The sequence below is a fragment of the Povalibacter sp. genome (assembly GCF_036520495.1).
In the GTDB taxonomy this organism is placed as follows: domain Bacteria; phylum Pseudomonadota; class Gammaproteobacteria; order Steroidobacterales; family Steroidobacteraceae; genus Steroidobacter.
This window is the reverse complement of sequence record NZ_DATDJO010000004.1, coordinates 98,269-116,967: the sequence shown is the minus strand read 5'-3', so window position 1 is coordinate 116,967 and position 18,699 is coordinate 98,269. Positions and strand designations below refer to the sequence as shown.

The following is an 18,699-nucleotide window of genomic DNA, read 5'->3' as shown; positions in this document are numbered from 1 at the left end:
CGGCAGAGCCTTCGGCCAGCCGGCCAGCTGGCCGTTCGCTAGAACGTGAAACTGAATTCCAGCTGCCAGCGGTCGAAATGGGCTTCGTTGCCCACATCGACGTTGAACTGCGTGTCGTAGTAGTTGGCGGTGACCAGCAGGCTCTGCATCGCCATCCAGCTCACGCGCCATGCGTAGCCGTCGTTATCGGTCACGCCGCCGGCGAACTCCGAATCGGTCCACTGGGCGAACAACGCGTCCTTCTCGACCTTCTGTTTCAGGACACCGGCTTCCCACTGCCCGATCTTGCTCGCCTTGCCGATGACGAAGCCGACGCTATAAGCCGTATCGAGCCCGTTGCCGGCTTGGTAGTTGTGGCCGTAATCGGCGAAGAGTGTCAGCGGGATGCTGGCAACCGGGACAGTCGTCTCGGCGAAGACCTGGCCGATGTCGTAGTCGTACAGATAGCGGGCGTTCGCGCCGGTCCCGACGATCGAGTTACCCAACTCGTTCAGGATGCCGTTGCCAAAGCCGGGGAACCGGCCCCGCACCTTGTGAAAGTCCCAGTAGCCGATTCCCGCCTTGAGTTTCGCGACGCCGAGCGTGCCATCCCAGCCGACTTGTCCACCGCGCAACATCGAATCAGCCTGCACTGCCCGTTCTTCCAGCCAGAAATTGAATGCCGTGCCGAAGAGTCCGCGGCCATCCTTGTAGTTCAGAGCCAACCCTTCAGGACGGATTTCGATGTCGAAGAACTGACTGCGGCCCGGACGCACGTAGGGCTCGCGCATCTTGCCCGCTGTCAGCGACAGCGTGTCGAGGGGCTGCCACGTCATGTAGCCGAGATCCAGCCCGATGTCCTTGCGTGCCTCCGCCTCGCCCAGAGATGCATTCGCGCTGCGCGGGTCGCGGCCGCCCGTGGCGATGCCGATCTCACCCCTGATCTTGTCATTGACCTTGATGGCGGCATTGAGCCGCGCGCGAATGCTCTCGCGCGTGCGATCGTCGGCCAGCAGTTCGTTGCGGGTGTTCTCATGACGGAAACGGAAATCACCGCCCAGCTTGATGCGCGATTCCCATTCATCGCGGGGTGCCGCAGCAGCGGCCGCAGGCGGGACAGCGACAGGAGGCTGCGGCGCAGGGTTCGCGGCACGCAGCGTCTCGTTCTGTCGCGTCAGCTCATCGACCCGCATCGTGAGCTGCTGATTGCGCTCTTCCAGCTGGTCGAGCCGCCGGTTCATCTGTTCCAGCGCCTTCGCCACAGCGTCCGGGTCGCTGGCGGCGGACGCCACGACAGGGACCGCTGCCAACACGGCGGCAACCATCCACTTCGCAAGATCGATCGCGGTTCTCATTGCTTACTCCGAGGAATAGCCATGCCGGCGGCACGGACGAATCCCGTGACCATTCATCGGCAGGTCGGGCAGATCGCGCATGTAAGGCAAGGTCGATTCAGAGAGAATCTTACCCACCTCTCCGGGAACCCCCCGAGCCCGGCGCATCCGGTGCTCAAACAACGGCATGTACCGGTGTTTTGCGCATCAACAGCAAGGCGATCAGCGTGACCAGTCCAGCGGCCGACTGGTAGAACCCGACGGCTGCCAGCCCATGATGGGTCGCGAGCCAGGTGGCGATGTACGGCGCCAGCGACGCACCGATGATCCCTGCGAGGTTGAAGGTCACGGAGGCGCCTGTGTAACGAACTGCGGTGGGAAACAGCTCGCCCAGCGCCGTCCCCAGCGGACCGTACGTCAGTCCCATCACGGCGAGTCCGAGCGACAGGAACATCGTCGCGTTGACTGCACCGCCCGCACCGAACACAGGTTCGAACGTCAGACCAGACAGGATCACCGCAACGGCGGCAACCATCAGCACGACGCGCCGGCCGAAGCGGTCCGCGAACACGGCCGACAAGGGAATCGTCGCGGCACAGAACAGGATGCCGATCATCTGCATGATGAGGAATTCCTGCCGGCTGTAGCCGAGCTGCGCAGTGCCCCAGCTCAGCGTGAACACGGTCATCAGGTAGAACACCACGAAGGTCGCCGTCGCGGCGAAGGCACCCAGCACGAGTTCGCGCGGATAGTCGCGCACCACGATCCACATCGGCAGACGCACGCGCTCGTTGTTCTCGATCGCGCGTTCGAACGCGGGTGTTTCGGTCAGGCGCAACCGCACATACAGGCCGACGAATACCAGGAGCGCACTGGCGAGGAAGGGAATACGCCAGCCCCACGCGAAGAACTCGGCCTCGGTGAGCACTGCAGTCAACAGCAGAAAAACACCGGTCGAACAGATGAAGCCGATCGGCGCCCCGAGCTGCGGAAACATGCCGTACCACGCCCGTCGATTCGGCGGAGCATTCTCCGTGGCCAGCAGCACCGCCCCACCCCACTCACCGCCCAGACCCAGCCCCTGACCGAGACGACAGACAGCCAGCAACAACGGGGCGGCGACGCCGATGGAGTCGTACGTCGGCAGCAATCCGATGAACACCGTCGACAGACCCATCGTCAGCAGCGCCGCCACCAGCGTCGCTTTACGTCCGATGCGATCGCCGAAATGACCGAACAGCGCCGAACCGATCGGGCGCGCCACGAAGGCGAGCGCGAAGGTCGCAAACGACTGCAGCGTGGCGCTGGCCGGATCGGCCATCGGAAAAAACAGATGCGGAAACACCAGCACGGCGGCCGTGGCGTAGATGTAGAAATCGAAGAACTCGATGGTGGTGCCGATCAGGCTGGCAAAGAGCACCTGGCCCGACGAGTTGCGGCGCGGCTCGCCGCGGGTCGTGTCGGTCATTATTGGTTGTTCCGCTGGATCCCCGCGCGGATTCTGGCATGGAAGCGCAACTGCATCACCGCAGGCCGGCGAAAGCCCGCTTCGTGGAATTCACCTTGGCGATATAGGCGCGCACGTCATGATCCCCGCAGCGCTGACCGGGCGTGAGCCGCAAGCCCCGCGCCCCGTAGCGATTACCAGCGCCCGCGCCGCACAGATGAATGACGGCGGCTAGGTCCTGCTTCTGTGCGACCGTGGCGCGCCGGATGCGGTTACGCCGCAACACCATTGCCACCCGATGATCCAGGTAGGCCGACGTCATCTCGACGGCGTGACTCGGAATCACGCGCATGTAGAGGCTGTTGAACCAGCACTTCTGCCCCTTGGCGTCGTCCTCGACCACGCGGTGATCGTGGATGCACAGTCGCCGTGCCTCTGCGAACGTCCCGTCAGTGATCTGGTACATGCCCACCGCACTCGATGCCGGCCGATACACCTCGTAGGGCTTGTGCGACCAGGACCAGCGCCAGTACGTGCGCACGATGGGATTGCCCGATCCTTCGACCTGCGCCAGCGCTGCCAGGAACTCTGGCGAGATCGTCGCCGTGGAGTGCTTGCGAAAGATCGGCTCGTACTGTTGCCAGGTCTCGCGCGGCGACTTGTACAGCGTGCCACTGACGGGGAAGAACAGCTCGGAGGGCTTGCGCACGACCTGGTAGATCCAGTTGCTGCCCAGCCAGAAAATCCCGAGCACGGCCAGCCCTACGATGACCTGCATGGCGCCGGGCATGCCGCGGAAATTCCGCCACAGCTTCTTGCGCAGCGCGGGGCCAGGCCATGGACGCGGCATACGGAAGCCGCGCTTGCGGCGGCTGGAGCCCTTGCGAGCGCGGGAGGTCGTGGATTTTCTTGGCATGAGAAGAGACGGACGCGCCCGGACGGACCGGCGACGCGGGCGCCAGCTATCCTGGCGATCCTGGTGCTTGATGAATCAACGAATCAACCCCGGCCATCGCGGCAAATCCTTAGGATCGACCCTGGCGACACAATTGGTATAGTCGCAGGCGACGACACAACAGGGCTCGGGGGGCATGAATCATGGACTTTCTGACAGTAGTGATCGTTCTTGCAATCGGCGCGACGGTGGCCACGATGTTCCTTGGCCTGCTCGCCATGTCGAGCGGCGGCAGCACCGACCGCGAATTCAGCACACCGTTGATGTGGACCCGGGTCGGCTTCCAGGCACTGACCCTGATACTGCTCGTGGTTGCTGTACTGATGCGCTGAGCCCGTAAGACAGACAAGCCGCGGAGTCCGCGGCTTGCCTTCGAAAGCTGCGGTTCGCCCTGGCGTCAGTTGTTGGCGCAACCGGCGGCTGACCCGCAGAGAGCTTGCTGGCGACTCATTTCGTTGCGCATGCCTTCCTTGAGCATTTCCATGTTCTCCAGCTCAGACTGCGAGCGGCAATCTTCCTTGGGGAAGCGCGACCCGAGCACCACTATCTTGGTGCAGTAAATGGTATGACCATTGGCCACGCGCTTCTTGTAGCCGGCGGGTGGCTTGTACACGCTGGCCGTGGCGGCACCGGTAGCAACCGGTGCGGCCGCTGGCGCAGACGTGGGTGCAGGCGTAGCAGCGCTTTCCAGTATCACCGCGTCTTTCGCAGGCGATTCCGCAGATGGCTGCGAAGCACAACCGGCAAGCGCGGCCAATACGATCAGCCAAAGAGTTCTCATACGATCAAGGACTCCGGAAAATGGGGGAAACGGGGCGGCTGGCAAAGATTTGACCAGAAACAATCCGACTTGGCGACTACTGCCATGCAAATCCATGACCAGCTTCATGGTGCCCCGACCCTGAACAGGGTCAGTCCTCCGGCACGGAACATCCGGACCCTCGGGCTTGCCGCATCTTGCATACATTGACCCGGACGCAGTCCCTGTTCTTTGGTATTCCAGACCAGCCAGTGGAGAATGCCGCTCGCATTTCACTTCTCCATCGAGGCCCCATGCGATTCATTCCGACGGTGCTGCTCGTTGCGCTGATTTCATCTGTCACCCTGGCGGCGCCGCCCGACTCGCCATCACGCAAGTTCGAAGGCCGGGATCTGTTCGGATTACAGGTCGCCACCGATCCGCAGATCCGCCCGGACGGTCGCGCCATCGCTTATACGCGCGTCTCCTACGACATCATGTCGGATCGGGGCCGGCAGTCGATCTGGCTCATCGATGTCGAGACCGGCGCGCAGGTGCCAGTCGTTGCCGGCGCCGGTTCGCATTCGTCGCCGCGCTGGTCGCGCGACGGCAAGCGCCTCGCTTATGTATCGACATCCGATGAAGGCCGCCCGCAGCTGTTCGTGCGCTGGATGGACACCGGTCAGTCGGCACGGCTGGCTGAACTCACCGACGCTCCGGGCGATCTGGCGTGGTCGAACAGCGGCAACGCGATCGCCTTCACCATGTTCGCGCCCGATGACAAACCCGGTCTCGGCGAAGCACCGGCCAAGCCCGAGGGCGCGCAATGGGCTGCGCCGCTGCAGGTCATCACGGACATCGTGTATCGCGCGGACGGCGCGGGCTACCTCAAGCCAGGGTATACACACGTGTATGTCGTGCCGGCGGAAGGTGGCGTGCCGCGTCAGCTCAGCTTCGGCGCATTCAACGAGGCTGGCCCGCTGAGCTGGTCACGCGACGACCGTCACATCTTCTGCTCGGGCAATCGCACCGAGAACTGGCGCCGTGAACCTGTAAACACGGAGCTGTACCGGATCACCGTTGCCGACACACGTATCGAGGCAATCACGACGCGCATCGGTCCGGACGGTGCACCCAGCGTGTCGCCGGACGGTTCGCAGCTCGCCTACCTCGGCTTCGACGACAAGCTGCTGGGGTACAGCAATGCGCGCGCGTACGTGGCGCCAGTCGATGGCGGCGAGCCCAAACTGCTCTCCGATTCGCTCGATCGCGGCATCGATGCGCTCTCATGGAGCGCCGACAGCCGCAGCCTGGTGATCCAGTATGACGACGCAGGTCGCACCCGGCTGGCGCGGCTGTCACTGAATGGCCGTCTCGACCCGCTCGCCGACAATCTGAGCGGCGCGGGTCTGGACCGGCCCTACACCGGAGGCCAGTTCAGCGTCGCCGGCAATGGCGCCGTCGCCTTCACGGGCGGCACTGGGCAACGCCCGTCGGATATTTTTGTCGAGCATCGCGGTCGCGTGCGCCAGCTCACGCGCCTCAACGACGACTTCCTCGGCAGCAAAACGCTGGGCGAGGTGAAGCCGCTCGCCGTGAAATCGAGTTTCGACCAGCGCCCGGTCGGCGCGTGGCTGGTAACACCGCCCGACTTCGACCGCACGAAGAAGTATCCGCTGGTCCTCGAGATCCACGGCGGACCGTACGCGGCGTACGGTCCTTCCTTCTCGACGGACAATCAGCTGTATGCGAGCGCGGGCTACGTCGTTCTGTACACGAACCCGCGCGGTTCGACATCGTATGGCGAAGAATTCGCCAACCTGATCCAGCATGCCTATCCGAGCCACGACTACGACGATCTGATGAGTGCCGTCGACGCAGCGATTGCCGAAGGCTATGTCGACGCCGACAACCTGTTCGTCACCGGCGGCTCGGGTGGCGGCGTGCTCACGGCGTGGATCGTCGGCAAGACGACGCGCTTCACTGCCGCAGCGACACAGAAGCCTGTCATCAACTGGGCGAGCACGGTGCTGACCACGGACATCACCACCTATATGCCCAAGTACTGGTTCGACAAGCTGCCCTGGGAAGATCCGGAGAGCTATTGGAAGCGCTCGCCGCTGTCGCTCGTGGGCACCGTGACGACACCAACCCTCGTGGTGGTCGGTGATCAGGACTACCGCACGCCGGTCAGCGACTCCGAACAGTACTATCAGGCGCTGCAACTGAAAGGCGTGCCGACGGCGCTGGTGAAAGTCCCCGGCGCATCGCATGGCGGCCTCACCGCGCGCCCGTCGCAGTCAGCAGCCAAGGCAAGCGCGATCGTGGCGTGGTTCGAGAAGTACAGAAAGAAATAGCGACGAAGGTCACGGGGGTGACGAGGGTCAAGGGGAGCCGACAGGTGCCTTCTGACCTTCGTCACTTTCGTGACCTCCGGCTCGCTGAGGCGGAGGACGGGCAGCGCCCATCCTCCCTGTTACGTTTCAGCGCACCGATCCCCGGCGGAAAAGATTCACGATGGCGAGCAGGACCACTGCGCCGCCCAGCGACACCAGGAAGGTTGCGACGCTGATACCGTCGTTGATCGTGCCGATGCCCAGCATGGGCGAGATGATGAAGCCGGCCAGCAGTGCGCCGACGATTCCAACGACGATATTCAGCAGCAGGCCCTGCTGCGCGTCGGTTCTCATGATGATGCTGGCCAGCCAGCCCACCACGCCGCCGACAATCAACCAGACGATGATTCCCATGAGCCGCGTCTCCTGTTATTGGATGAACGATCACTCCGGAAGTGACCGGCAGCTTGGGTGCACGCCGGTTGAGTCGTCAATGCGTAAAGCGTGAAACCAGCTTCGCGATGACGGCACGTCGCGGATTTTTCGGCAAATAGCGAACCGTCACGGACGATCCGACCGCTGGCAGCGACGCGATCTCGCCCGACAGAAGGCGTCGATCCTTGTGACAGCAGCGAACCAGGATGTCGTGCCCCGCTGGCTGAAACTCGAAGTAGATGCGCGGAAAACTGCCCGCGACCGGCGGGCGCCACACACGGACGACACGCCCTTCTGCCATATGGCCCTCGCGTGCGATCTGCTGCGCGGTGAGCAAACCCCGCAGCGTCAGTTTGCCGGACAGGATCATGGCAATCACGACGCCGCCACAGAAGGCGATCAGGGAAGGAAGCTGGATGACCATGACGACTCTGGTAGAGGAACCGCTGGCGCGGAATTGACGCTGGCAGGAGATTGCCCGCGCGTGCGCGCACAGATCGTGCGACGGATCACGAAATTCCAGCGTTCAGGGGATCGCCTGCCCGGAAGCCTGCACCGTTTCACCCGGGCATTCCGGCAGGATCGGCCCGCTTGGCGCATCCGCGCGCAGGCCGTCAGCGACGCTGCCAGGCACGAGGACCTCCACGCGCCGGTTCAAGGCGTCGGCGTGCGCCGACGATGCGAAATCCACCGGCCGACGTTTACCCAGACTCACGACCTGGATGCTGCGCCGATCCACTCCGGCATGAATCAGCGCCGCGCGCATGGCCTCGGCGCGGCGCATCGACATGGAATCATTGGAGCGGCACGTCCCTGCCCGATCCGAATGCCCCACCAGGACGATCCGTTCAGCCCTGAGGGTTCGCAGCTGTCGTGCGAATGCGGTGGCGGCGCTCGCGACGCGTCCTCGCAGTTCTGCATCGGCGCAGAAGTGAAATACCTGTGGCGCAACCTCGAGCCCCGAGTCCAGGTACGTCGCCACTGACGCACTGCCTTTCGGCACCGCGCCGTCCCATGCGGCCTCGACGGGCTCGAGCATGGCTGGTGCGGGTTGCGATCCGGTCGTGTCTTCATGGAAGTCGAGCAACTGCCGGCGCAGGGCTGCGACGCCGCTGTCGGAGCAACTGTCGGCGAGCAACTCGCGAGCGGCCGCAATGTCCGGCCGGGGCCGTTGACCCGTTTTGGGATCGATCGGACGACGCAGCAGACGCGAAGCGCGCGTCAGCTGCACCGACACCCCCAATGCGGTGTCGGTAAAACGATTCACCAGTTCGTCGATCGCCGCCGTCGCCTGCGGATCCTGCAGGCGCCCCTGCAGCAGCAGCAGTCGCCCGATGTCATTGCGCAGTCGTCCCTCGTCATCGCTGATGAGCTGCAGCGCGGCGCGATCGGCCCCGGCCTGTGGCGCCTCCATGCGCACTGTCAGGGAATCGGTGACGACCGGTTCGAATTCGTCGCCCAGGTTCAATCGCGCACGCACTTCGTAATCGCCGGCCACGGGAAACGTCCATTGCGCCCTGTCGAAAAAGATCGGTACCGTCTGCTCGGTTTTCGCACCGGGCTGCAGCATCGCGGCAGCATCATCGATCGGTTCGTACCAGGCCAGCGGCTCGATCGGATTCCAGTCCTCGTCAGGTGCGCGGCGGATTTCGATCCTCAGCAGTCCATATCCGGGCGACAGGCGGCCGACGAGCGGCAATGTCCGCTCGCCGCGATTGATCGCGACCACACGAATCGCGACCGGATAGCCGAGCGGATACGCGGCCGTCATCGCCTGAAGATGAACGTCCACATCCGGTGCGGCGACGTTTTTCTCAGCGCCATCCGGTTCATCACCCTCCGCAGCTTCGACAGCCTCTGTGTCTTCGTCCGATTCTTCGACCTCGGCAGCCTGCACCTGCGGAAAGCGCAGCGCCCGTTTCAGGCGCCGGGTGGCGAGATCCCAGCGCGAGATTGCCGTCGGCACCGCGATCGACTCACGCACATCGCTGCACGTCGACGGCGAACCCGCCAGGAAAGGCGAATTGGCGGGACCCGGCAGCACACGCGCAGCCGGCGCGCTCTGGAAAAACCGGATCGTCGAGGGACTGAGCGCCATCAGGGGCCGCTCGCGCAACGTCCAATGTGGCTTGTCGATGTTGTCGGAAATGCAGCGCGTCGGCGCTTCGATGGTCAGGCGTTCGCCCGGCATCTGCGCGGCCTCGCCGTGACGTCGATTCAACGCATGCAGCATCTCGTGGATGAACGTACGCATCTGCAGCAGCGGTACGGTATCGGGCTCATGCCTGTCGAACCGGCGCGCGACCTCGGCAGGCGCCATGGCGAAACCGCTGCGATCCTCGGCATCGAACATCAGGCCGAACAATTCTTCGCCAGTGTCCGACACGATGGCCGGCGCCAGCATCGCGTACAACGTGGCGTCCGCACCGGGTTGCGAGGTGCGCGTGCGCCACTCCTGCGCAAAGGCGTACAGGTCGGCGCGATCCAGCGTTTCGCTGACCGCGAGCGGCAGTCTGCGATCCTCCGGTCGGATTCGCACGTCGATACCGCCGGAACCGATCACCGACGCCACCGAGACCTCGCCTTCCTCCGTGACGATCTGCAACGCGATGGGGTCGACGCGTTCGAAGCGATCCAGCTCGAGATCGAGCGTGAAGCGCTGTCGGACACAGGCGGGGTCGTCGCAGAGAGGATGGGGCGTGAACCAGGCCCACGCCAGTAAAGAGGTCAGCAGCAGCACGAGCGATACGGCGACGGGGGCAACGCGGCGCAACCTCATGATCAGCAGTGGCGCCTAGCGGCGCGTGTCCAACGCCATGCGTACGGCGAGCACACCGAGAATCGTGCCCATGAACCAGCGCTGCAAGCGCGCCCATAGCGGACGCGACGCCAGAAACACGGCGAGACCGCCCGCCGTGAAAACGATCGCGCTGTTGACGGCGACGCTCACGACGATCTGCGTGAGTCCCAGCTGCAGACTCTGCGCCAGCACGCTGCCGCGCGCGGGATCGATGAACTGCGGGAACAACGACAGGTAGAGCATCGCAATTTTTGGATTGAGCAGACTCGTGAACAGGCCCATGCCGAACAGCCGTCGCGGCGCATCGATTGCCAGCGAACGCGGCTGCAGCAGCGAAACGCCGCCCGGGCGCAGGGCGTTCCATGCGAGCCACGCGAGGTAAGCCGCACCGGTCAGTCGCAGGGTGTCGTACGCAAAGGGAACGGCGATGAACAATGCCGTGATACCGAAAGACGTCAGCATTACATACACGGCGAAACCGCTCGCGACGCCGGCCAGTGAAATCATTCCCGCCTGGCGTCCCTGACTGATGGAGCGCGACATCAGATACGCCATGTTGGGCCCGGGTGTCACGACCATCGCCAGAGCGACTGCGGCAAAGCCCAGCCAGGTGCTGATCGAAATCATGGGACGACCTTAAGGAATGAGCGACGTCCCGCAGAATACCGGAACGCGACAGGCGGCGGTCCGCTCAGTCGTCCTGCAACGCGGGCAGCACAGACTCAGTGCAGCGCGGAGAGAATTCTGCGTTCGTCGTAGCCGTGAATGACCGTACCGCGCACGTCGAGCACCGGCACACCATTACCACCCAGCGCCTCGTACCGTGCCCGCCCCTCGTCCGAGGCCTCGATATCGAATTCCCGATACGGCACTCCCTGCCTGGTGAGCAGCTCGCGCGTCTTGCGGCAATAGCCGCACCAGGTCGTCGCATACAGAACCACATCGCCGCTGCCGGTCACGGCCGGTGCGCCATCGAACAAACGGTCGATCCGGTCCCAGTTGAGCCAGAGCCCCAGTGCGAGCAGGCAGACGACGATTTTTCTCATGCGGCATTCTAAGCGCCGCCGCACGCTGCGATGCGAACTGCTGCGGAAAATCGCCGGGCAATACCGTCCGGCGTCGGGTCTATACTCGCGCGATCCCGCCCGGAGATCGCAAGGTCATGCGCCCTTCGTCCGCGACATCTGTCCGTACCGCGCTGGCCGCGCTGTGCGTCTGCACATGCTTCTGGTCGTCAGCCGGACAGGCACAAGCATCCGACCGGGTTGGCGGCTCACTGGCTTTCAGCAGTGACTATGTATTCCGTGGTCTCTCCCACAGCGAGGGCCGGCCGGCTTTGCAGGCCGACCTGCATTACGAATTCGCACCGGGATGGGTTGCGGGCGCATGGGGTTCGCGTGCAGATGTGGATCCCGACGAGAGCCCGGCGGCCGAGATCGATGTGTACCTGAGCCGTCACTGGATGATCGACGATCAATGGGCGCTGCGGACGACGCTGACCCACTACACATATCCGGACGATCCGCGCGCCTACAGCTACAGCCACGACGAAGTGCTCGTCGCGCTCGGCTATCAATCGCGATTTTTCGCCTCGGCCTCGTGGTCACCGAACCTCACCATGTACGCCAACGAGGCGCTGGCCATTGAGCAATCCGCCCTGGCGTACGAGGTGGTCGCCGTTCAACCCGTCGTCGGGTCTCTCGCAGCCTCGGCCGGAGTCGGTTACTACGATCTTCCGTCCGCACTCAACGCGGACTACTGGTACTGGAACGTGGTGCTGGCCTGCTCGCTCGGCCGTACACAGATCGCGGTCGCCTACATCGCCGCTGATCGCGACGCGCAACGGACCTTCGGTTACGACCGCGCCGCCTATCAGTGGACCGGCTCGCTGGCCTGGCGGTTCTGATACCGGATTGAACCGAACGCGGCCGCCCACGCACTCACGCTGTGACGTCGTCATCCAGCAGTCGGATCGTGTCCCATGGATCTGCGGCCCAAACCAGAGCAGCGACAGCCCACCTCGAACGAACACGAGTTGCGCCTGCTGGGTCACATCGCACGGCAGGACCGCGACGCCTTCCGCGAGCTGTACTTCCTCTATCACCGTCGCCTCAGTCGCTTCATCTCGCGGCTGACGTCCCGGCGCGACCTGGCCGAAGAGATCATCAACGACACCCTGTGGATCGTGTGGAAAAAGGCTGGTGACTTTCGCGGTGCTTCGCAGGTGTCGACCTGGATCCTCGGCATCGCCTATCGCCAGTCGCTCACCACGTTGCGCCGCGCCAACGCGCATCCGACGGTCGAGGAGAGCGAGGCCCGCGGCATCGCCGTCGCCGAGGACAGTTACGCCATCGACGAGACCCGCGAGTGGCTGAAGCACGCACTGATCTCGCTGCCCATCGAACAGCGCATGGTCATCGAGTTCACTTACTTCCTCGGACACTCGTGCGAGGAGATCGCCATGATCATGGGATGTCCTGTGAACACGGTGAAGACCCGCATGTTCTATGCGCGCCGCAAGCTCAGGACGGCGCTGGCGCAATTGGCCGATGGCGATCGGGCGAACGGAGAATGACGGTGGAGCGTATCGAGCCGCACCGGCAGAGCCGGCACAACGAAAGCTGGGACCTGCTGCCGTGGCTGGTCAACGGCAGCCTCAGTGCAGCGCAGACCCTGCAGGTCGAGCAGCATCTCCAGGAATGCGCGCCATGTCGGGCGGAACTCGAAGAACAGCGCCTGCTGCGATCGCAACTGTTCAACGGCGAAGTCGTGCTCGACACACCGCACGCGTCGCTGCGCAAGTTGATGGCTCGAATCGAACAGGAAGGAACGACTGCGACACCCCAGTCCGCACCGCGGCACCTGTCGCGCACGCAATGGCTGGTCGCGGCCGTAGTCGTCCAGGCGATCGCATTGGTCGGAATCGCCGGCGTGATTTCATGGAAGTTCCACGAATTGCGTCAGGCGCCCCGTTACAGCACCCTCTCGTCCGTTCCTGCGCCGACACACGCTGGAGCCGTCGCTCGCGTCGTCTTCGCCCCGAACGCCGTCTCGCAGGACATTGCCGCTCTGCTGCATTCGCTCGATGCGCAGATCATTGCCGGCCCGACCGATGCCGGCGTCTACACCGTTGCGTTGGGGAGCACTGACGGCGCAGATGCCGTGTCCCGCCTGCGTGCACATCCGCAAGTCATGTTCGCCGAACTCGCCCACACACTCAGTCAATGACGCGGTGCCTCACGATCCTCGGCCTCCTGGTGGCATGCGTCGCCTGCACCATGATGCCGCGCAGTCACACGGCGCTGCCGCTCGGGGTGCGCTCGCACCCCGAGAACTTCGTCGTGGTGACGGTCCGCAATGATCAGGTGCCCATGTCGTCGCGGGCCGGATCGACGCTACGGGGTTACGACAATGCGACCAGCTATTCGGCAACCGTCTTTGCGCGCAGCATCGTCCGCTCGTTGGGCAAGACATACGGACTGAGCGAGGTCTCCGGCTGGCCCATCGCAGAACTAGGTATCCATTGCGTCGTTTTCGCGTTGCCGGCAGGCGAATCCGCTGCTGCCATGATCGCGCGGCTGCAACACGACGATCGCGTGGAATCGGCGCAGCCGCTCAATGCCTTTGGCGCACTCACGTCGCCCGATGGCGATCCCTATCGCGCCCTCCAGACCAACCTGGCGGCCATGGAAGTGACGGCAGCGCATCGCTGGTCGCGCGGCGCTGGCATCGATGTCGCGGTGATCGATACCGGCGTGGACACCTCGCATCCCGATCTCGTCGGACGCGTCGTGGAGCAACAGAACTTCGTAGATAGCGATGACGCCTCCTTCCGACGCGATCGTCACGGCACGGCCGTTGCCGGCGTGATTGCGGCGGACTCGGACAATCGCGTCGGTATCGTCGGCATCGCCCCCGAGTCGCGGCTGCACGTGTACAAGGCCTGCTGGCAGAACGCTACGGCAGGCGCGTCGTGCAATACATTCACGCTCGCCAGAGGTCTCGCGGCCGCCATCTCGGCGCGTGTGCAGGTCGTGAATCTCAGTCTCGCCGGTCCCGCCGATTCCCTGCTCACCCGGCTGGTGCTGCGGGGACAGCAACGCGGCATCGTATTCGTGGGCGCGGCAGCCGCCAATGCCAACGACAACGCCTTTCCGACAGGCATCGAAGGAGTGCTGAAAGCCGCCGCCAGCGAAACGGCAGATGCCGGCGACGACGCGCTGCACGCACCGGGCGTCGATGTACTGACGCTCGCACCGGACGGTCATTACGACTTCGTGTCCGGCAGCTCGCTCGCGGCTGCAAGCGTGACCGGAACAGCGGCCCTGCTGCTGTCATTGAACCGGACGCTGGGCGCGGCACGACTGCGGGAACTGCTTGCAAGTCAAACAGGCGTCGATGCCAGTCGGCGGATCAACGCCTGCGCGGCCGTGGCGTCACTGACAAACGCGTCGTGCCCGGCACCGCCGTAGGTGCCGGGTCACTCATCCCACGGCTGTTCGATCTGATACCCCGTCGCCGCCAGGATCGACAACACACCGCTGCGTTTGGTCAGCAGATGCATGGGCAGCGCTGCGAAGGTCGTCCGGTTGCGGCGCAATGCACGGTCGTACGCAGCCGCCAGACGACTGTCTTCGATTTCGATGATGCGATCCACTTCCTCCGCGCCGAGAAATGGCCAGCTGCGTGCAAGAGCCTCGGCGTATGACTCGTCGCTCGGCGCTAGTTGCATCAATGTCGGCAGATCGCCATCGGCCCATGCATTGGCACGCCGCGTCGACGCAGCCAGCTCGGTTTCGAGGCGATCCATCGTATGCATCAGGAAGCGAACACCCGCCTCGCGCGCCTGACGCTGGCTGACTTTCTCGCGTGATTGGCGATCGATCTCGAATTCTTGCGAGCGCACCGGCACGTCGTGCAGCCGCGCCAACCCGTAGATGCTTCGCCACAGATCGTCGGTCGACGTCAGCCCGGCACGCTCATAGGCGCTCGCCTGCAACAGCAATGCCGCCGATGCGGGCAGCAGATCTTCCGTGCGGATGCCGGGATCGATGTACTTGTCACGCATCGCCACCCAGCGCGCGTACACCTTGCGTGGCAGCACACGCTGCAATGGCTGCGGCTCGACCGGCTGCAGGCCGATCATGCTCAGCGACACTGAGTAGGCGCCGAACACTTCGTTCGATGCCGCGATCGCCGCCTCGACTTCCGCCGAGCGCCACCTCATCCCCCGGGGTAACGGCGCCTGCGTGCCGAGAATCCACAGCGTGTTGGCGCCATTGGTAACACGCCAGAGTCGCGGCCCCGGACGCTCCGCAGTCACCGTCACCTCCGCCGCGGCCGGCGGCACGACGTCGTCGTTCGCCATCGCCTGGACAGAACAATCACACAGCGCGACGACAGCGCCAAGACAGTAAGTGACAAGTGGCCGAAGGTTCATGACTGACGCTTAGGTATTCCGTTCCAGTGACCGCGGGCAGCGACACGACCTGACGAAAGTCAGCAGACGCCATCACTGCGTTTCCAAAGACTAGCGCGCAACAAAAGCACAGGGAACGATGTATGCGCTGGCTCTTCCTGCAACGACTGCGACCCTTCGTTCTGCTCGCCGGTGGCGCCAGCCTGATTCTGAATCTCGCGCTCCTGATGCCCGCCCTGTACATGATGCAGGTCTTCGATCGCGTCTTCAGCAGTCGCAGCATGGAGACGCTGGGAATGCTGTCGGCGCTCGTAGCGCTGGCACTGGCACTGGGCTATGTCGTCGACACGGTACGGGCGCGCGCGCTGGCATGGGCTGGCAGGGCGCTCGACCGCGAACTCTCCCCGGCTGCATTGGCCCACACGCTGCATCAGGCCGCTGTCGCGCCCGCCGCCAGGAAATCCGAATCGCTGCGCGATATCACGGTGCTGCGAAATTTCCTGAGCGGCCCCGGCATCCTGGCCTTGTTCGATGCGCCGTGGCTGCCGTTGTACCTGCTGATCATCGGCCTGATGCATCCGCTGCTCGGCATACTCGCCGCCGTTGGCGCAGGTGCCCTGGTCCTGCTCGGACTGCTGACCGAAAAGCTCACGCGCCAGCGCACCACTGCAGCACTGCAGGGGTCGCGCGCCATGAGTCAGCAGACTCAGATGCTGACTCGTAACGCAGAGGTCATCGCCGGGATGGGCATGACACGCTCGGCCGTCGCAGGCTGGCAGCGACGTCAGGACACACTGCTCGAAACACAGGCAGCGCTCGGCAACTCGACCTCGATGCTGAGCGCGGTCGCGCGCATCTCGCGGCAGGCTCTGCAGGTCATCATGTTGGGAGTGGGCGCCTGGCTGGTGATCGGCGCCGAGGCCTCGGCCGGCATCATGGTCGCGGCCACCATACTGCTCGGTCGCGCGCTGCAACCGGTCGAGCAACTCATTGGCGGCTGGAAAGGACTGCTCGAAGCCCGCGGCGCCTGGCAGCGACTGAGCGCGCCCGACGAAGGTGCTTCGCTGCAGGCAGCCTCGATGCGGGTCGCGCTGCCTGCACCGGGCGGCCGCCTCGATCTCGAACGGGTCGTCTTCAGCGTGGCCGCTGGCCGCCCTGCTCTCATCAAGGGCGTCAGCTTTTCGCTGCAAGCCGGCGAGAGTCTGGGACTGGTCGGTCCCAGCGCCTCCGGCAAGACGACGCTGATCCGTCTGCTGATCGGCATTCGCCAACCACAGTCCGGCGTCGTCCGCCTCGATGGCGCCGACATTGCGCAATGGGATCGCGACGCACTCGGTGTGCACATCGGCTACCTGCCGCAGGATGTCGAATTGTTTCCCGGCACGGTTGCCGAGAACATCGCCAGGCTCGGCAACGTCGACTCGTCGCAGGTCGTGAAGGCGGCACAGCTCGCGCACGCGCACGAAATGATCCTGCGACTGCCGCAGGGCTACGACACCCAGATCGGCGAGGCGGGCGCCGTGCTCTCCGGCGGACAACGACAGCGTATCGCCCTCGCGCGCGCCTTGTTCGGTTCACCGACGATCGTGGTGCTCGATGAACCGAACGCCAATCTCGACGCTGACGGGGAGGCGGCCCTGCTCGCCACCTTCGCCGATCTCAAGGCGCTCGGCACGACACTGATCATGGTCAGTCATCGCCCGGCGCTGATGTCGCAACTGGACAAGCTGGCGTTGTTGCGGGATGGCGCGATCGAAGCCTTCGGCCCGACGTCCGCCGTGCTGCCGCGACTGCGCATTGCAACTCCGCGCCTGCAGCCCGTCGCCGCTCCTTCGACCGCATCGGAAGCCATCGCATGAACACCGCGCGTCCCTCTGCGTTTGAAACACTGCTGCACTCGGACCCCGACAGCACCGATCGCGAAGCGCTGAGTCGACTCACCCGGCGTGCGGTCATTGCGATCGCTGCCGCAGGCGCGACGATCGGCACATGGTGCTTCGCCGCGCCGCTGTCGGGCGCAATCGTCGCGCCCGCCCAGCTCAAGGTCGAGCTGAACCGCAAGACCGTGCAGCACCAGGAAGGCGGTATCGTGCGGCAGATCCTGGTCCGCGACGGCCAGAAAGTCCGGGCGGGAGATCCGCTGATCGTGGTCGGCTCCGTGCGCAACGATGCAGAACTGCGCCTGCTGCAGGATCAATTGCTCGCGGAAAAGATCCGCTCCGGACGCGCAGCGGCAGAAGCGGCGCTGCAGTCACGCTTCGATGTCCCCAGTACGCTCGACGCCGACGGCAAAGTCAGCGAACACTACCTGCGCGAGCACGCGCTGTTCGGAGCGCGCCAGCGCACGTTCAACGAGCAACTCACGTCGTTGCAGCAGCAGATCACGGAGGTGCGTTCCCAATCGGCGGCACTGCAGTTGCAGATCGATTCCGCAGAATCCGCAGCCTCTCTGGCGGCAGAGGAACTGCAGATCAACCAGAAGCTCGTCAGCGACGGCTATGTGCAGAAAGCACGCGTCCTGCAATTGCAACGGGCGGAAGCGGACTATCGCAGCCGCGTCGGCGAGAGCCGCAGTGAACTGGCCATCGCACGTCAACGCATGAGCGAACTGCAGGCGCGCACCGCCCAGACCCGCAACCAGTTCCAGCAGCAGGCCACCGACGAGTTGCGCGAGTCGTCGGCCCGCATCCGCGAGATCGAAGAACGACTGCGTCCATCCCAGGATCAGGTGGGACGCCAGATGGTGCGTGCACCGGTCGATGGCGAAGTCATGGCGTTGCGCGTCGCCGCCGTGGGCGATGTCATCGGTCCGCGCGAACCGCTGGTCGACATCCTGCCCAGCAACGAGAAGCTGGTGGTCGAAGCACGCGTTCGGCCGCAGGACATCAATCATGTGTTCGCGGACGCGGCCGCAGAAGTTCGCTTGAACTCGTTCGATGCGCGCACGACACCGCCGCTGCACGGACGGGTGTCGTTCGTCTCGCCGGATCGCGTCAGTCATCCGCAAACGAACGAATCGTGGTTCGTTGCAACCGTCGTGGTCGACGCGGCCAGCCTGAAGACTCTGCCCGGCACGCGCCTGCGCGCCGGCATGCCCGCGGACGTGTTCGTCACCACACCGGAGCGCACCTTGTTCGAGTACCTGGCGAAGCCCTTCAGCGCCTTCGCCAGTCGCGCCATGCGGGAACCCTGACACGGGATACCCGGCTCACTCCCGCCACACGACCCAGTTCCTGATTTGAACACCACAGGAGT

General features: G+C 64.4%; 18 protein-coding genes. 8 read left to right on the top strand and 10 right to left on the bottom strand.

The genetic code is table 11. From position 1 onward, the window contains the following. Positions 1-38: 38 nt before the first annotated feature. The 3 genes from VIZ63_RS01395 to VIZ63_RS01385 form a co-directional block, all read right to left on the bottom strand. Positions 39-1,334 (bottom strand): putative porin, encoded by a 1,296-nt coding sequence (locus VIZ63_RS01395; RefSeq protein WP_331607685.1) that lies wholly within the window; start codon positions 1,332-1,334, stop codon positions 39-41. 154 nt (positions 1,335-1,488) lie between these two features. Beyond that, positions 1,489-2,781 carry an MFS transporter gene (locus VIZ63_RS01390; protein WP_331607684.1) on the bottom strand — a complete coding sequence of 431 codons (1,293 nt, stop codon included), beginning with the start codon at positions 2,779-2,781 and terminating at the stop codon, positions 1,489-1,491. A 55-nt stretch (positions 2,782-2,836) separates the two neighbouring features. Continuing rightward, the gene (locus VIZ63_RS01385) at positions 2,837-3,676 is read right to left on the bottom strand and encodes a hypothetical protein (RefSeq protein WP_331607683.1); all 840 of its coding nucleotides are present in this window, start codon (positions 3,674-3,676) and stop codon (positions 2,837-2,839) included. Positions 3,677-3,858: 182 nt separating this feature from the next. Between VIZ63_RS01385 and VIZ63_RS01380 the strand changes: the two genes are divergently transcribed. After that, positions 3,859-4,047, top strand: coding sequence for a twin transmembrane helix small protein (locus tag VIZ63_RS01380; RefSeq protein ID WP_331607682.1), 189 nt, complete (start codon positions 3,859-3,861; stop codon positions 4,045-4,047). A 65-nt stretch (positions 4,048-4,112) separates the two neighbouring features. On the opposite strand, the gene VIZ63_RS01375 is transcribed toward VIZ63_RS01380, so the two are convergent. Then, positions 4,113-4,604, bottom strand: coding sequence for a hypothetical protein (locus VIZ63_RS01375; protein WP_331607681.1), 492 nt, complete (start codon positions 4,602-4,604; stop codon positions 4,113-4,115). A gap of 164 nt (positions 4,605-4,768) precedes the next feature. Between VIZ63_RS01375 and VIZ63_RS01370 the strand changes: the two genes are divergently transcribed. Continuing rightward, on the top strand, positions 4,769-6,811 hold the full coding sequence (locus tag VIZ63_RS01370) for a S9 family peptidase (protein WP_331607680.1): 2,043 nt from the start codon (positions 4,769-4,771) through the stop codon (positions 6,809-6,811). 126 nt (positions 6,812-6,937) lie between these two features. Here VIZ63_RS01370 and VIZ63_RS01365 read toward each other — a convergent pair whose 3' ends face one another. From VIZ63_RS01365 to VIZ63_RS01345, 5 genes are all read right to left on the bottom strand, one after another. Continuing rightward, a complete protein-coding gene (locus tag VIZ63_RS01365) occupies positions 6,938-7,204 on the bottom strand; it encodes a GlsB/YeaQ/YmgE family stress response membrane protein (RefSeq protein WP_331607679.1) in 267 nt (88 codons plus the stop codon). 76 nt (positions 7,205-7,280) lie between these two features. After that, entirely contained in the window at positions 7,281-7,649 is a 369-nt protein-coding gene (locus VIZ63_RS01360; RefSeq protein WP_331607678.1) for a DUF3592 domain-containing protein, read from the bottom strand. 102 nt (positions 7,650-7,751) lie between these two features. Further along, positions 7,752-10,004: an OmpA family protein gene (locus tag VIZ63_RS01355; protein WP_331607677.1), complete on the bottom strand. Its 2,253-nt coding sequence runs from the start codon at positions 10,002-10,004 to the stop codon at positions 7,752-7,754. Positions 10,005-10,019: 15 nt separating this feature from the next. After that, complete coding sequence (locus VIZ63_RS01350) at positions 10,020-10,652, bottom strand: LysE family translocator (RefSeq protein ID WP_331607676.1); 633 nt, start codon at positions 10,650-10,652, stop codon at positions 10,020-10,022. 95 nt (positions 10,653-10,747) lie between these two features. Then, entirely contained in the window at positions 10,748-11,071 is a 324-nt protein-coding gene (locus tag VIZ63_RS01345; protein ID WP_331607675.1) for a glutaredoxin family protein, read from the bottom strand. A 116-nt stretch (positions 11,072-11,187) separates the two neighbouring features. Between VIZ63_RS01345 and VIZ63_RS01340 the strand changes: the two genes are divergently transcribed. From VIZ63_RS01340 to VIZ63_RS01325, 4 genes are all read left to right on the top strand, one after another. Further along, on the top strand, positions 11,188-11,931 hold the full coding sequence (locus VIZ63_RS01340; protein ID WP_331607674.1) for a TorF family putative porin: 744 nt from the start codon (positions 11,188-11,190) through the stop codon (positions 11,929-11,931). A gap of 75 nt (positions 11,932-12,006) precedes the next feature. Next, positions 12,007-12,600 (top strand): RNA polymerase sigma factor, encoded by a 594-nt coding sequence (locus tag VIZ63_RS01335; RefSeq protein WP_331607673.1) that lies wholly within the window; start codon positions 12,007-12,009, stop codon positions 12,598-12,600. A 2-nt stretch (positions 12,601-12,602) separates the two neighbouring features. Beyond that, positions 12,603-13,253, top strand: a complete 651-nt coding sequence (locus VIZ63_RS01330; protein ID WP_331607672.1) for a zf-HC2 domain-containing protein — start codon at positions 12,603-12,605, stop codon at positions 13,251-13,253. Then, a complete protein-coding gene (locus tag VIZ63_RS01325) occupies positions 13,250-14,497 on the top strand; it encodes a S8 family peptidase (protein ID WP_331607671.1) in 1,248 nt (415 codons plus the stop codon). Before VIZ63_RS01330 ends, VIZ63_RS01325 begins: the two co-directional genes overlap by 4 nt. A gap of 8 nt (positions 14,498-14,505) precedes the next feature. Here VIZ63_RS01325 and VIZ63_RS01320 read toward each other — a convergent pair whose 3' ends face one another. Then, a complete protein-coding gene (locus VIZ63_RS01320) occupies positions 14,506-15,465 on the bottom strand; it encodes a TraB/GumN family protein (RefSeq protein WP_331607670.1) in 960 nt (319 codons plus the stop codon). 122 nt (positions 15,466-15,587) lie between these two features. Here VIZ63_RS01320 and VIZ63_RS01315 point away from each other — a divergent pair, with 122 nt between their 5' ends. Together VIZ63_RS01315 and VIZ63_RS01310 are read left to right on the top strand one after the other, a co-directional pair. Then, positions 15,588-17,303, top strand: coding sequence for a type I secretion system permease/ATPase (locus VIZ63_RS01315; RefSeq protein ID WP_331607669.1), 1,716 nt, complete (start codon positions 15,588-15,590; stop codon positions 17,301-17,303). Continuing rightward, a complete protein-coding gene (locus tag VIZ63_RS01310; protein WP_331607668.1) occupies positions 17,300-18,637 on the top strand; it encodes an HlyD family type I secretion periplasmic adaptor subunit in 1,338 nt (445 codons plus the stop codon). The genes VIZ63_RS01315 and VIZ63_RS01310 overlap by 4 nt, the downstream gene beginning before the upstream one ends. Positions 18,638-18,699 lie beyond the last annotated feature (62 nt).

Bases quoted from the DNA above. Each gene is read 5' to 3' on its own strand.
- VIZ63_RS01385 (WP_331607683.1), bottom strand. From the start codon at position 3,676: ATGCCAAGAAAATCCACGACCTCCCGCGCTCGCAAGGGCTCCAGCCGC.
- VIZ63_RS01340 (WP_331607674.1), top strand. From the start codon at position 11,188: ATGCGCCCTTCGTCCGCGACATCTGTCCGTACCGCGCTGGCCGCGCTG.
- VIZ63_RS01350 (WP_331607676.1), bottom strand. From the start codon at position 10,652: ATGATTTCGATCAGCACCTGGCTGGGCTTTGCCGCAGTCGCTCTGGCG.
- VIZ63_RS01395 (WP_331607685.1), bottom strand. From the start codon at position 1,334: ATGAGAACCGCGATCGATCTTGCGAAGTGGATGGTTGCCGCCGTGTTG.
- VIZ63_RS01370 (WP_331607680.1), top strand. From the start codon at position 4,769: ATGCGATTCATTCCGACGGTGCTGCTCGTTGCGCTGATTTCATCTGTC.
- VIZ63_RS01345 (WP_331607675.1), bottom strand. From the start codon at position 11,071: ATGAGAAAAATCGTCGTCTGCCTGCTCGCACTGGGGCTCTGGCTCAAC.
- VIZ63_RS01310 (WP_331607668.1), top strand. From the start codon at position 17,300: ATGAACACCGCGCGTCCCTCTGCGTTTGAAACACTGCTGCACTCGGAC.
- VIZ63_RS01320 (WP_331607670.1), bottom strand. From the start codon at position 15,465: ATGAACCTTCGGCCACTTGTCACTTACTGTCTTGGCGCTGTCGTCGCG.
- VIZ63_RS01375 (WP_331607681.1), bottom strand. From the start codon at position 4,604: ATGAAGCTGGTCATGGATTTGCATGGCAGTAGTCGCCAAGTCGGATTG.
- VIZ63_RS01355 (WP_331607677.1), bottom strand. From the start codon at position 10,004: ATGAGGTTGCGCCGCGTTGCCCCCGTCGCCGTATCGCTCGTGCTGCTG.
- VIZ63_RS01380 (WP_331607682.1), top strand. From the start codon at position 3,859: ATGGACTTTCTGACAGTAGTGATCGTTCTTGCAATCGGCGCGACGGTG.
- VIZ63_RS01325 (WP_331607671.1), top strand. From the start codon at position 13,250: ATGACGCGGTGCCTCACGATCCTCGGCCTCCTGGTGGCATGCGTCGCC.
- VIZ63_RS01365 (WP_331607679.1), bottom strand. From the start codon at position 7,204: ATGGGAATCATCGTCTGGTTGATTGTCGGCGGCGTGGTGGGCTGGCTG.
- VIZ63_RS01360 (WP_331607678.1), bottom strand. From the start codon at position 7,649: ATGGTCATCCAGCTTCCTTCCCTGATCGCCTTCTGTGGCGGCGTCGTG.
- VIZ63_RS01335 (WP_331607673.1), top strand. From the start codon at position 12,007: ATGGATCTGCGGCCCAAACCAGAGCAGCGACAGCCCACCTCGAACGAA.
- VIZ63_RS01315 (WP_331607669.1), top strand. From the start codon at position 15,588: ATGCGCTGGCTCTTCCTGCAACGACTGCGACCCTTCGTTCTGCTCGCC.
- VIZ63_RS01390 (WP_331607684.1), bottom strand. From the start codon at position 2,781: ATGACCGACACGACCCGCGGCGAGCCGCGCCGCAACTCGTCGGGCCAG.